General features: G+C 40.0%; 12 protein-coding genes. 3 read left to right on the forward strand and 9 right to left on the reverse strand.

The genetic code is table 11. The features are described 5' to 3' along the window. Positions 1–204: 204 nt before the first annotated feature. Genes cysH through cysJ form a run of 3 tightly spaced genes read right to left on the reverse strand, consistent with a single transcriptional unit; the run spans position 205 to position 4,474 of the window. Complete coding sequence (cysH, locus tag PSF67_RS16350; protein WP_102140114.1) at positions 205–939, reverse strand: phosphoadenosine phosphosulfate reductase; 735 nt, start codon at positions 937–939, stop codon at positions 205–207. Then, entirely contained in the window at positions 936–2,669 is a 1,734-nt protein-coding gene (gene cysI / locus PSF67_RS16355; RefSeq protein ID WP_166265835.1) for an assimilatory sulfite reductase (NADPH) hemoprotein subunit, read from the reverse strand. The genes cysH and cysI overlap by 4 nt, the downstream gene beginning before the upstream one ends. Next, positions 2,669–4,474: an NADPH-dependent assimilatory sulfite reductase flavoprotein subunit gene (gene cysJ / locus PSF67_RS16360; protein ID WP_102140116.1), complete on the reverse strand. Its 1,806-nt coding sequence runs from the start codon at positions 4,472–4,474 to the stop codon at positions 2,669–2,671. The genes cysI and cysJ overlap by 1 nt, the downstream gene beginning before the upstream one ends. A 343-nt stretch (positions 4,475–4,817) precedes the next feature. On the opposite strand from cysJ, the gene queD reads away from it, so the two are divergent. Both queD and PSF67_RS16370 read left to right on the forward strand, forming a co-directional pair. Further along, positions 4,818–5,183 (forward strand): 6-carboxytetrahydropterin synthase QueD, encoded by a 366-nt coding sequence (gene queD, locus PSF67_RS16365; protein ID WP_004913900.1) that lies wholly within the window; start codon positions 4,818–4,820, stop codon positions 5,181–5,183. Between the two features lie 364 nt (positions 5,184–5,547). Next, positions 5,548–6,165, forward strand: a complete 618-nt coding sequence (locus tag PSF67_RS16370; RefSeq protein ID WP_004260761.1) for a YagU family protein — start codon at positions 5,548–5,550, stop codon at positions 6,163–6,165. 65 nt (positions 6,166–6,230) lie between these two features. On the opposite strand, the gene queE is transcribed toward PSF67_RS16370, so the two are convergent. Next, on the reverse strand, positions 6,231–6,902 hold the full coding sequence (queE, locus tag PSF67_RS16375; protein WP_166265844.1) for a 7-carboxy-7-deazaguanine synthase QueE: 672 nt from the start codon (positions 6,900–6,902) through the stop codon (positions 6,231–6,233). A 178-nt stretch (positions 6,903–7,080) separates the two neighbouring features. Between queE and PSF67_RS16380 the strand changes: the two genes are divergently transcribed. After that, complete coding sequence (locus PSF67_RS16380) at positions 7,081–8,448, forward strand: amino acid permease (RefSeq protein WP_102140118.1); 1,368 nt, start codon at positions 7,081–7,083, stop codon at positions 8,446–8,448. Positions 8,449–8,513: 65 nt separating this feature from the next. On the opposite strand, the gene megL is transcribed toward PSF67_RS16380, so the two are convergent. The 5 genes from megL to PSF67_RS16405 all read right to left on the reverse strand — a co-directional run bounded on the left by megL (position 8,514) and on the right by PSF67_RS16405 (position 12,972). Then, positions 8,514–9,716, reverse strand: a complete 1,203-nt coding sequence (megL, locus tag PSF67_RS16385) for a methionine gamma-lyase (RefSeq protein WP_272677274.1) — start codon at positions 9,714–9,716, stop codon at positions 8,514–8,516. 15 nt (positions 9,717–9,731) lie between these two features. After that, positions 9,732–10,124 (reverse strand): hypothetical protein, encoded by a 393-nt coding sequence (locus PSF67_RS16390; RefSeq protein WP_094960905.1) that lies wholly within the window; start codon positions 10,122–10,124, stop codon positions 9,732–9,734. A gap of 13 nt (positions 10,125–10,137) precedes the next feature. Further along, positions 10,138–11,325 (reverse strand): NAD(P)/FAD-dependent oxidoreductase, encoded by a 1,188-nt coding sequence (locus tag PSF67_RS16395; RefSeq protein ID WP_102140122.1) that lies wholly within the window; start codon positions 11,323–11,325, stop codon positions 10,138–10,140. 214 nt (positions 11,326–11,539) lie between these two features. Further along, positions 11,540–12,085 (reverse strand): DUF1287 domain-containing protein, encoded by a 546-nt coding sequence (locus PSF67_RS16400; RefSeq protein ID WP_375373126.1) that lies wholly within the window; start codon positions 12,083–12,085, stop codon positions 11,540–11,542. 95 nt (positions 12,086–12,180) lie between these two features. Then, complete coding sequence (locus PSF67_RS16405; protein ID WP_166265850.1) at positions 12,181–12,972, reverse strand: endonuclease/exonuclease/phosphatase family protein; 792 nt, start codon at positions 12,970–12,972, stop codon at positions 12,181–12,183. Positions 12,973–14,152: the final 1,180 nt, after the last annotated feature.

Raw genomic sequence — 14,152 nt, forward strand, 5'->3', positions numbered from 1 at the left:
GAACATGACAAATCAATCTTCTAAATTATTCAAATTGCGCGTAGCCAACAACGCTGCAGATTGAATTATGACCTAATCAATATTCTAAATAATTCAAGTTGCAGCTAGGCGACAAGTAAATGAGTCGCTAGGAGCATACACTAGTATGTGACTAGTGCGAGTGAGCGTAGCCAACAACGCTGCGGATTGAATTATGACGAATATTTAGTTTTCATGCAGCCCACACTCCCTCTTTAATCCAAAAAAACGCGTATCTTCTTCATTCATCCCCTCTTCCCATTTACGAGTTGTATGGGTATCACCAACTGATAAATACCCTTGTTCCCACAGGGGGTGATAAGGTAAATCATATTTTGTTAGATATTCATAAACTTGCTTATTATTCCAATCAATCACTGGTAAAACTTTAAAAATCCCTTTTCCGATCCCTAACACAGACAAATTTGCACGGCTCGCAGATTGTTCTCGCCGTAAACCAGAAAACCAGGTTTGTGCCTGTAATTCATGTAACGCACGCGCCATCGGCTCAACTTTATTCAATTGGTTATAACGCTCAATACCATCAAGCCCTTGTGTCCAAAGTTGGCCATACAGTGCTTCTTGCCAAGCAGGTGACTGCTTTGCGCGATACACCTGTAAATTTAAATTCAATTTATCTGTTAACGCCTCAATAAATTGATAGGTCTCTGGGAACAAATAACCAGTATCCGTTAAAATAACTGGGATATTAGGCATAACCTGCGTCACCATATGCAGCGTTAGTGCCGCTTGGATACCAAAGCTGGAAGACACCACAAACTCTGCCGGTAAGTATTCAACCGCCCACTCAACCCGCTGTAATGCATTCATCGCTTCTAACTGGGAATTAAACTCAGCGAGATAAGCGATTTGTTGAGGCTTATCGAGTTCGATAAGCGTTGCTAGTTCAAGTCGGCTCATACTGCCTCCTTAACCTCATAAAAATCAACAGCAGAATTTAATACGGGCTTCACAACATTGGTGCGAATAACAAAATCGCCAAATCCTTCATTAGGTAGACGTTTTTTTGCCCAATCACCGATTAACTCATCCAAAATAGCTAAAATCTCTGTACTAGTGATGTTTTCACGGTACATGCGTGGAATACGGGTGCCAATGCGATTTCCACCTAAATGTAAGTTATATCTATCAATCGCTTTACCGACCAGCCCTACTTCCGCCAGCATCGCTCGTCCACAGCCATTAGGGCAACCCGTTATCCGTAGAACGATATGTTCATTGGCGACTTGATGAGCGGCCATAATATTTTCTACCTGACTAACAAATTCAGGTAAAAAACGTTCCGCTTCTGCCATCGCAAGTGGGCAAGTTGGAAATGAGACACAAGCCATGGAATTTTCACGTTGCGCTGTAATTTCATCACTCATTAACCCATGAGCTCTGGCAATCGCTTCAATCGCCGCTTTTTCACTTTCGGGTACACCCGCAACAATTAAATTTTGGTTTGCGGTTAAACGAAAATCACCTTGATGAATACGCGCAATTTCAGCCACACCCGTTTTTAATGGCTTATTTTCTAAATCAATTAATCGACCATTTTCAATAAACAATGTTAGGTGCCAGCGATTGTCAATTCCTTTAAGCCAACCAATCTTGTCACCGCGTTCAGTAAATTCATATGGACGAATAGGTTCGAAAACTACGCCTGAGCGCCTTTCGACTTCAGCTTTGAAGGTGTCGATACCCACACGCTCAAGAGTATATTTGGTTTTCGCATTTTTACGTTCAGTACGATTTCCCCAATCCCGTTGGGTAGTCACTATCGCTTCTGCAATGGCTAATGTTTTGTCTAATGGAATAAAACCAAACTCACTGGCTAAGCGAGGAAACGTCGCTGTATCACCATGTGTCATTGCAAGGCCGCCACCCACCAGCACGTTAAAACCGATCAATTCCCCATTTTGGGCAATCGCGACAAAGTTCATATCATTTGCATGCAAATCCACATCATTTAATGGTGGGATCACAACAGTGGTTTTAAACTTTCTTGGCAGATAAGTTTGCCCTAAAATAGGCTCTTCATCCGTTGTCACTATCTTTTCTTTATCTAACCAAATTTCCGCGTAAGCACTAGTGCGTGGTAGTAAGTGTTCAGATATTTTCTTTGCCCATTCATAAGCTTGTTGGTGCAATTCAGACTGCACTGGGTTAGAGGTACATAACACGTTACGGTTAACGTCATTCGCCGTTGCAAGGGCATCTAAACCAACGTGACTTAGCATCTGATGGGCAGGCTTTACATCCCCTTTTAAGATGCCATGGAACTGAAATGTTTGCCGATTCGTAATGCGCACACTGCCATACAGCGTGTGCTCTGTGGCAAACTTATCAATATCAAGCCATTGCTTGGGGGTGATAATGCCGCCCGGTAAACGACAGCGCAGCATCATTGCATGGCGAGGCTCGAGTTTTTGTTCCGCACGCTCAGAACGAATATCACGGTCATCTTGTTGATACATGCCGTGAAAGCGTATCAACAGGAAATTATCCCCCTCAAAACCGCCCGTTAACCCATTTTTTAAGTCGTCCTTAATGGTTCCACGCAAGTAATCGCTGTCTTGCTTCATGCGTTCACTGTCTGCGAGTTTACCTTCGACAATTAAGGGCTTTTGTTGTTGTTCATTGCTCATTAATAAACATCCCTCTGATAACGGCGCATTACGCGCAGCTCACTTAAAAATTCATCAGCTTCTTCACTGTCCATGTTCCCGTATTGACTGACGATATCTAATAATACCTGTTCGACATCTTTGGCCATGCGGTTTGCATCACCACACACATAGATGTGCGCACCTTCTTGTAACCATTGCCATACTTCCTCGCCTTGTTCGCGAAGTTTATCTTGTACATAGATTTTTTCTTGTTGGTCGCGAGACCACGCTAATGAAATATGGGTTAGTAAACCGTCTTTGACATAACGCTGCCATTCCACTTGGTAGAGAAAGTCATCAACAAAGTGTGGATTACCAAAAAATAACCAGTTTTTCCCTGTCGCACCGTCATTGTCACGCTGCTGTAAGAAAGCACGAAATGGCGCTATCCCTGTTCCTGGGCCAATCATGATCACTGGCGTATTTGGGTCTTGTGGCAGACGGAAGTTATCATTGTGCTCAATGAATATACGGAGTTCATCATCCTCATTTAAGCGATCCGCTAAGAAACCTGAAGCACCGCCAGTGCGAGCCTTACCATCAATCTCATAGCGGACAACGCCAACCGTTGCGTGAACTTCATTTTCCACCTCTGATTGTGAAGAAGAAATCGAGTACAAACGAGGGGTTAACGGGCGCAGTAGTTCAACAAATTCTTGGGCAGTAGGCTGAGATGCTGCTTGGCGTACCATATCGACAATTGGCGTATTTTGCGCGTAGTGCAAAATAGCTTGCTTATCACTAATTAATGACAATAGTGCATCATCTTTTGATAGCTGAGCGTATTTTTCGACAATTACTGGGGTATTTTGTGTCAGTTCTAATTGATAAATCAGCGCATCACGTAATGAATGCCGCTGTGAGCCAATAAAGACCTCTTCATCACCTTGTAGCCACAATAAAGCCACCAACTCATCAACTAAAGCAGGGTCATTATCGAACCAAACTCCTAGCGCATCACCCGGTTGATAACGTAAACCAGAGTCACCGAGGTCAATTTCAATATGGCGAACATCTTTTTGCGAGTCGCGACTGGTGATCTTTTGATTACTCAGTAGCGACGCAGTTAATGGTGCGGTTTTACTATAAGGTGATGAATGAATTTCATTCACACTTCCTGTTTGAGTCGCCAATAATTGGCTATCACTTTGAGTAGGAACGCGAGCTTTTAAAATCTGTGTGAGGTTTTCAACCCACTCATCTGCAACCGCTTGGTATTCAACATCTGCATCAATTCGTTCCGTTAATGATATCGCCCCTAATAATGCAAGCTGAGAATCAAAATCTTTACCCGCTTGGCAAAATTTTTCGTAAGAGGAATCTCCCAGCGCGAAAACCGCATAGCTGGTTTGTGATAAATTAGGCGCTTTTTTAGAATGAAGGTATTTGTACAATGCAACCGCTTCTTCGGCTGGCTCCCCTTCACCTTGGGTTGACGCTACAACAACCAACACTTTCTCTTGGTTGATTTGTTTGAATTTATAATCCCCTGCATTCACTAAGTTCACACTAATTTTTTCACCGACTAAACGCTCTCTAAGCTGCTCTGATAGGCGGCGTGCATTTCCTGTCTGTGATGCAGAGATGATTGTGACCGTATCTTGGGTAACCACAGGCGCACTGACAGATGCATCAACTTGCGTATTTTGATTTACCACTCCCCACAAATAACCAGAAAGCCATGCGAGTTGATGGGATGAAAAATCATCAACGGCCGTCTGTAAACGTGCTAATTGCTCAACAGATATTGGCAGCGCCGCTAATGGCGGCTGTTTTTTTGTCATTATCTTGTAACCCCAGCGTTATTCATCTTTGATTTAAAAAAACGATGCCATGTCATTACCCAAAAAAGACCGACAACCTAACACCTGCTCATTCCCCCAAATAATTAAGGTAATAAAGCAAAAAATACCGCAGTACCTGAAACATATAGGGTATGCAGTTAGGTTATAACAACCATAGATAATGGGATAAGAAACGATAGCCATAATTAATAACTAAAAAGCCTAAAGCAATTAACTGATGGATCATATTGATAAAAGCGGTTAACGCTATTTTAGTAATTAAAGATATTTTCACCTAAAAATGCAGTACAATGCGCTGTTTATTCACAACAAGGAGCCACATATGAGTACAACAATCTATAAAGATTTCACTTTCGAAGCCGCCCACAAACTTCCTCACGTCCCAGAGGGTCATAAGTGTGGTCGCCTCCATGGGCATTCTTTCATGGTGCGTTTAGAAATCACAGGTGAAGTTGACTCCCATAGTGGTTGGATTATTGATTTTTCTGATGTAAAAGCCGCTTTTAAGCCTATCTGGGAACGCTTAGACCATCATTATTTAAATGATATCGAAGGGTTAGAAAACCCAACCAGTGAGGTATTAGCCCAGTGGATTTGGCAACAAACTAAACCTTTACTACCCTTATTAAGTGCGGTTACCGTAAAAGAAACCTGCAATGCAGGTTGCGTCTATCGCGGAGAAGCTTAAAAGTACAAGCGCTAAAAAAGTCATATAATATAGGGATACACGCTCCTCAGGCCGCTGACTTAGCGGCAAGCCTAATAGGTTTTGAATATAAATGAGGGGTAAATCCCTATATCCTTTACCTTCGACTAATGACCAAACCAATATCAACGCCTAACTCTGCATAGAAAGCTGCCTAATTACCTTTAATAATCGAAATTCTAAAAAAACATACGTTATCAAGGGTGAGGCTAAAGCAAGAAATAAATCAGTGACTGACATTTCCCCTTTTAACATTAAGGATATAAAAACTTTAATTTGACATAGTGCATTAAATTATAACCTGATCTATTATTTACCATTATTTACTTTTAATAAGGCAGGGGAAATGCATTTATTTCAACAAACACCAAAATCCAGAAGGCGTTATGGACTGGCAGCATTTATTGGTCTAATCGCAGGTATCGTCTCTTCGTTTGTCAAATGGGGGGCTGAAGTCCCATTACCGCCAAGAAGCCCAACGGATATGTTCAACGCAGCTTGTTCGCCAGAAACACTGATCCGTGCAGCGGAACAAATTGACTGCTCACGTAACTTCCTCAATCCACCTTATATTTTCTTAAGGGATTGGTTAGGAATTGCTGATCCTAACTCTGCAGTGTACACCTTTGCTGGGCACGTTTTTAACTCTGTGGGCGTTACTCACATCATATTTTCTATCGTGTTTGCTGTCGGGTATTGCATCGTTGCTGAAGTATTTCCTAAAATTAAGTTATGGCAAGGGTTGTTAGCGGGTGCACTGGCGCAATTATTTGTCCATATGATTTCATTCCCTCTTATGGGGCTCACCCCTCCACTTTTCGACCTGCCATGGTATGAGAATGTGTCAGAAATATTTGGCCATTTAATTTGGTTTTGGTCTATTGAAATTATTCGTCGTGACTTACGCAACCGTATTACTCACGAGCCAGATCCTGAAGTACCACTAAACCAACCATTTAGGTAATTTAAAGGCCCCCAATGAGTGTTTTTCAACTATTGGGGGTTACTAAAATTTATCGCTATTTTTTATTATTGAATATCCAAATACTTATGTGTTTGAATCGATAAACGCCAGTTGCGTTGAATGCAAGTTTCAATACACAATTTTGTTGCCGCCGCCTTTTGGCTAATTGGCTGTAATGCCACTACTGGCGGCGTTTCGACAGTACGTAATGCTAAAATTTTCTCAAGTGCCTCAATATCTTTTTCGCGAGCAACAGGATGTTTAATTTCATTAGCGCGGTTTACTGCTTGGCTAATCACCTGTAACCCGCCTTTCATACCCACTTTTGGCGATACCGTAACCCATGTTTTATTTGTGCATTGAATAGGATATGTGCCACTAGTTTCAATTTGGCATTGATATCCATGCTGTTCTAATGCCTCAGTCAGTGGCTGTAAATCATAAATACAAGGCTCTCCGCCTGTAATAACAATATGCTGTGCGCTGAAGTGTTTTTCTTTCATTAACTGAATCAATGCCTCACTATCTGACATCGCCCATGCATCTGAATCAATCGTTTTAAGTGCGATATCCCCTAGGGTAGATTCTTTGTCTTGTTCTATTTCCCATGTTTGTTTGGTATCACACCAACTACATCCAACTGGGCAGCCCTGCAAACGAATAAACACCGCAGGAACACCAGTAAAAACCCCCTCTCCCTGAATGGTTTGGAAGATTTCATTAATTGGGTATTTCATATCACTCCTAAAATAGTTAGCTGAGCACGCATTATATTGCAGATATCTATCTCACGAACAAGGAAGTTTGTGATAATGTAGCCACCTTAGGGTTCAATAAAGTACGTCCGACTTAATAAACAATACCGAAAGCCTATTCGGAACAATATATCGAACGAAGAAAAAGACAGGAAAAGACATGCAAAGTAGTGAACAAAATCAACTCAGAAAGGGACTGAGTGTTCGGCACATTCGCTTTATGGCTTTAGGCTCAGCGATTGGTACCGGCTTATTTTATGGTTCTGCTTCCGCAATTCAAGCGGCAGGGCCTGCAGTTCTCCTCGCTTATATGGTCGGTGGTGCTGCTGTATTTATGGTTATGCGAGCCTTAGGCGAGATGGCAGTGCATCATCCTGTACCCGGTTCGTTTTCTCACTACGCTAGCCATTACATGGGCCCCCTCGCTGGTTTTTTAACTGGCTGGAACTACGTATTTGAAATGCTGGTCGTTTGCTTGGCCGATATTACCGCTTTCGGGATGTACATGGGGTTCTGGTTCCCACATGTCGACCAATGGGTGTGGGTATTAAGTATCGTGCTATTTATTAGCGCACTCAATTTATGTCACGTCAAAATTTTCGGTGAAATGGAATTTTGGCTGTCTATCGTGAAAGTCTCGGCCATCATCGCAATGATTGTTGGTGGTACTTTCTTAATGTTCTACGGTTTCGGCCAAGAAACTGACCATGCGGTGGGTATCCAAAATCTATGGGAGCACGGTGGCTTTATGCCAAATGGTATTGAAGGCGTTATTGCCTCTTTAGCCATAGTCATGTTCGCATTTGGCGGTATTGAAGTGATTGGTATTACTGCCAGTGAAGCGCAAAACCCAGAAAAAACCATTCCAAAAGCAATTAATGCCGTTCCAATCCGTATTTTATTATTCTATGGGTTAACATTATTCATTTTGATGTGTATCTATCCGTGGAATCAAGTCGGTCAAAATGGCAGTCCATTCGTCCAAATTTTTGATAGTTTAGGCATTCAATCAGCGGCAAATATCTTAAATATCGTGGTCATCACTGCGGCAATCTCAGCGATTAATAGTGATATTTTTGGTGCAGGACGCATGATGTACGGAATGGCGCAAGATGGACAAGCTCCAAAAGTCTTTACTAAGTTAACGAAAAGCGGTGTGCCATGGGTCACTGTATTAGTAATGTCCGTTATTATGTTACTCGGTGTGTATTTGAACTACCTACTTCCAGAAAAAATCTTTGTGATTATTGCGTCAATCGCAACCTTTGCAACGGTTTGGGTGTGGTTAATGATCCTGCTTTCTCAAGTCGCCATGCGTCGCCAAATGAGTCCTGAAGAAGTTAAAAACCTGAAATTCCCAGTCCCATTTTGGCCAATTGGCCCTGCGGTTACTATTGCATTTATGGTCTTTGTCATCGCACTACTTGGCTTCTTTAAAGACACACAAGTTGCACTTTTAGTTGGGTTTGCTTGGGTCGCGATATTGAGTGTGACCTTCTTCATTATGCGTAAATTTCAAAAATCTTAACTAATTAACGCATCCACAAAATAAATAAAGGCCCTATATTTTATATTATATAGGGCCTTTTGTTATCAACTGAGCGCTTGCTTAATATCCGCAATCAAATCATCAACACTTTCTAATCCGACTGATAAACGAATAAGCCCATCACTAATCCCATACTGTTTTCGTTCCTCAGCAGTGTAAGTCGAATGGGTCATACTCGCTGGGTGTTGAGCCAATGACTCACAATCACCAAGACTAACCGCACAAGAAAATAACTGTAGGCGGTTTAAAAACTGCTTGCCCGCCTCAAGTCCCCCTTTAAGTTCAAAAGCAATCATGCCCCCGGGTAGCTTCATCTGCCTTTGAGCTAATGAGTATTGAGGAAAACTCGGTAAACCCGGATACATCACTTGAGAAACTTCAGATAGCGAGGCTAAATATTCTGCAACTTTCTGTGCACTCTCAACCAGCCTCTCCATTCTGATTGGTAGTGTTTTCATTCCACGTAATATGAGGTTTGCATCATGAGGGGATAGGCATGCTCCAGTCATATCTTTCAGTCCAACCAACCTGATTTGCTTAGCTAACGCCTCAGATGTAATAACCGCCCCAGCCATCACATCACCATGTCCATTCATATATTTAGTCAATGAATGAACGACGATGTCCGCCCCAAGTTCAAGAGGTTTTTGAATGTAAGGAGTGCAATAGGTATTATCAACGGTCACCAATATCTCTTGGTTATTTGCAAGATTATATTGACGAACGATATGGCTCACAGCGCTAATATCAACTAAACGCATGTTTGGGTTTGCAGGCGATTCGAAAAATATCATCCTTGTTTTTTCAGTGAGCGCCTGTGCGACATTATTTGGATCACTCATATCAATGTGACGAACTTTGATACCAAATCGAGCTAACCCATGGTGAAAGAATGCATATGTACAGCCATAAACCGTCATGTCAACTAACAGCTCATCACCTGGGTTCAGTAATGTCCAAAGAGTCGATGTTATTGCTCCCATCCCTGAAGAGAATGCAATTGCGGCGTCCCCCTCTTCTAAATCAGCAAGCCGCTTTTCCAACAAACTTAATGTTGGATTATTTATTCGAGTATAAATATAACCGTTCGATTCACCGCTAAAACAAGCGGCACCTTCTTCAACACTATCAAATACGTAAGTTGACGTTTGATAAATTGGTGAAGCCAGTGATCCTAAATTTTCGGCTGCATCATAGTAATTATGTATCACACGCGTATCAAAAGAATACAGTCTATCTAATATCATACCACCTCCGAAATATTACCCCTCTTGGGGGGAAGACAATCGAGAACCCATTATTTGCAAGGTTCGTAAAACGGTACTAATTCCACGTAATGTATTTGGATCTTTTAATAAAGCATACACCGAACGAAAATTTGGATTTTTACTATTATATATTTCCTCCATTTTAGCCATATTATATGCAGTTCCGAATTCCCAGACTGGCGCTAGAGTATCCTCAAATGAGTTCGCCAGTTTTTCTACTGTGCTATTATCAGTAATATCAATAAGGTCAGAAATTAGAGAAAGTAAATCAACAATATTATCTAAACGGTTCAGTTGTAATAGCGGTGCTAATTTGTCTGCGAAATGATCACCCGACTCAGAATTAAGAAGTTCAATTAGTTTACTTTGATTTTCATTATTAGACATTTTGATTTCCTCCTTAAACTAAGCCACGAATAGCAGCCCAATAAATACCTCTATTAAAGCCATTTCTTAGTAATCCCCCTAATTTAGTCGGAGGCGTAGGAATAACATCGTGTTTATAATCGTATTGTAAAGGCATCCCTGCAGTTAATCCCATTTGAGCAACAGCTTGAACTCGCCCATCATAGATAGCTGCGGGATAACCATAAATTAATTCTCCGCATATATTATCAGCTATAATGGCAGCCTGATTATGACAGCTTCCTCCCGCTTTACTGATTGGTAAATCAACGGTATCACCTATAACATAAACGCCATCAACACCATAGACTTGCATAGTTTCATGGTCGGTAGGTAACCAACCTTCACCATTATTATGCTCACTTAATCCGGTATTAATAACTGCCTCAACCGCGGTAATCGGTGGAGTGCTAATCAGTAAGTCGAAATTTTGCTCATCACCTTCTTTCGAATAAGCTATTTTTTTATCTGGATCAACTTTATCTAAAGTAAACCCTCTCTGCGCTTTAATATTTTTAGCAGTAAATACCTCGGGAATAACTTCACAAACAGGTTGTTGCATAAATAAACAGTTACGCAATAATTGTGAAACTGTTGGATAAGTATAAACGATTTCAATATTATCCCTAACTCGACGTTTACGTAAAAACTCATCAATCATTAAAGTTGTTTCCATCGGCGCAATACCACACTGATGGGGCACATTCGGTGTTTCAGGGAATGATACTGTAATAAAAATTCGACCTTTTTCAATCTTAGCAAGTTGGTCAGCTAGCTTCCTTGATGCTTCATAAGCATAAAAGTGGTTACCGATATCTTTTAAACCTTCAATACGCTCAGGTTTAGGTACGCAACCTGTCGCTATCACAAGAAAATCATAATTATATTTTTTTCCATGTGTTGAGTTTAGCTCTTTATTTTTAAAATCAAAGTATTCTATTTTATCAATGGCTAACTCTATTTCAGGCCTTAACAGCTCTCTTTCAGGGCGACTCAGTTCATCCTTAAAAAATAAATTAAAAGCAACATACATAAATGCAGGTTTATAATAATGGATTGGATTATCAGTAATTAATGTTATTTTTATTTTCTTTGAAAAAATTTCTTTACTCAATTTTCTAGCAAGTGTATTTGCTAGCATCGTCCCGCCCGTCCCACCACCAACAATAACTATATTTTTCATAACATTAACCACCATTTATTTATGTTTTATACTTTATACGTTTAACCATTCATTTATAAATATAGTTCATGCGAAATTAATGCTAATACAATAATTAGCATATAATCAAAAAAACAACAAATTAAACTAATTACTTAAATATATAAAAACCCACAAAGAAGTTAATTTAAAATATTATAACCATAGTAATTATATTATATAAAAATTATCCCACTTAATAAGAATAATGCCCAACAATATCCCAACGAAATAAAATATCCTCAGCTACTTGGCCATATCCAATATTGTGCATAACTAAATAATTTTGTGTACTTGATGACTTTATCGAAGTTACAACACCGATATGTGGCCGACCATTACCCAAACGCCAAGAGACAATATCACCAGGAATATAATCACTGGCATTCTTTGAGATAGACTTATTTTTCCCTTTTCGCGAAAAAAAAGCCTCTAAATTAGGAACGCGACGATGATCAATATTTGTATCTGGCTTACGTAATCCCCATATACGTTGGCTGGGATATTGGCGAAAGTTTGCTTTCATGTCTTCATGTACTAATTTTTGTAAATCAACCCCCATTTTTCGGTAGCTTCGTATAACTACATCAGAGCAGACACCGTAGTGTTCGGGCACATCACCATTTGGATAAGAAATTTGTCGATAAGACGGGTCATAAATAACTAAACGAGGTAACTGTTCCGCATGTTTTGCCAACAATAAGCTAGATCCATTAGCTATTTGTGCAAAAAAGAAAAGGATGTATAAAAACGATGATTTCAATCTGATGTCCCCAATAAAAATAGCTCATCAAATCTACAATTAAATGCGAGGGAAAATAAGGGAGATAATCTTAATTACTTAGAAAGCGTAAATTTGGTCATAATAGGGTTATGATCAGATGCATCTGTCGGTAGTACAGTGCTATTTTTAACTTTCAATCCACGATAAAACACGTAATCCAAAGGACGGCCAAAAGCCTTAGTACGGTAATCATCACTAAATGCTATTTCTTTTAGACCCACACTACGAATAAACCGTTTTAGTGCATTTACCCGTTGCCTACTCCATGCATTAAAATCACCCGCAAGGATCACTGGCCCCACATGTTTAGCAATATGAACACCCAATTTATTTAGTTGCCGCGTATATACATCCACACCAAAACTGAAGTTAATTGCATGAACATTCACGACCATCAAGTGCTTCCCATCTGGTAACGGGTATACTGTAATCAGCGCAGATTTAGCCAGTCGTAAAAGTGGTTCTTTTTCTCTTAAAGGACAGCAATATATCGGATGTGAAGCCGCAAGTGTCATCACTCCAGCTGGATGAGGTGAAAAAGGTAATGCAGGTACTTGATCAGCAATTAATTTGTGTGATGCAGCAAAAGATATTAGCTCAGGTGACATTTGAGCCTCTTGCAACAAAATAAGTTTTCTATCTTTTACTAACTCATTAAGAGTGTGCTTCCAATTTGGCCGTTGCTGTTTGTAAATATTCCATGTAACCACATCTAGGGTTTCACCCGCAGCGAATAGAGGTAAACCTATTGGAAGTGATTCACCTAACATATGTACAGGCATGGGCTGAATACGTTTAGCGGGCTCACCTGCAATATACCGAACAGAATAGGTTCTTTTGGCCAAATTTGAAGTCCCTATATCACAGAGAAATAATGAAAATCTTATAATTTTTGATTAATTACTGTGTGCAGTATATCAAATTTGAGTAGTTATAGCTTATCAAATTTAGCATAATCACCATCTTAACTATAAGGCCTTTAAATTTTACACAGAAATGTTCTGTTCTTCTTTTACTCTTCTTTTGAAATGATAAACATGTTAATTACTTGCTACTTTGTTCCCTTCTATCGGATTCACCACCTAAATAAACCGGGGTAAATACAATCCTCCTATCTATTTTTCTCCCATATTATCTCCCTCTATTCCTCTGCTACTAAAAAATGTGAGCTGTTACTTACTACTTTAGCTCGAGTGATTACATTCTCTGGAGTAATAGATAATTATCAATAAACCATATCCGTTTGATTTTATTAGATTTACTTCGCTTAATTAAGAAGTAAGTGAGTTGTTACTCACTACTTTATATCCAAAGTTTTCATTCACAGAGCCAATGCCACTAAGAGTCACCTATCGATTACCTAGCCTAACTCTCTCTTAGCTCTTTTTACCCCACAGCCATCACTTGTCTCCGCACGCTCTTCAACACGTGAGCTGTTACTTACCACTTTGACTCAAGTAATTACATTCTCTGGAGTAATAGATAATTATCAAAAAACCATATCCATTTAATTTTATTGACTTACCTGTACTTAATTAAGAAACACGTGAGTTGTTACTCACTACTTTGCATCTAAAACATCCATTCATCACACCAATACAACCAGTTATCCTCCATTACCCCTCCTAACTCCCGTCACCCCACCTCCATCGTCAGCAGCCGCCGTCCCATCTCAACAAGTGAGTTGTTACTTACTAGTTTGGCTCAAATGATGTCATTCATCACCGTGATGGCAAAACACCCAGTTCACAACACTCACGTGATATTCTTAAAATTCTCTTTTCCACAAAAGAGCCTGTGAGTTGTTACTTACTACTTTATATCCAGAATTTTCATTCACCACGACCATCGATAAAGGTGTATTAATGGCTTCCCATAAGCCAAAGAGATGAAAAGGGGAGGAATAGCGTAAGAAATACAGGAATAAAGAAATAAAAAAAAGAAAAAAGAAAAGAGAAAAGAGAAAAGAGAAAAGAGAAAAACATAAGATAATTAGTACGTTAGTACAATACCGAGGATATCCCC

It is taken from the genome of Providencia sp. PROV076, assembly GCF_028483405.1.
In the GTDB taxonomy this organism is placed as follows: Bacteria; Pseudomonadota; Gammaproteobacteria; order Enterobacterales; family Enterobacteriaceae; genus Providencia; species Providencia huaxiensis.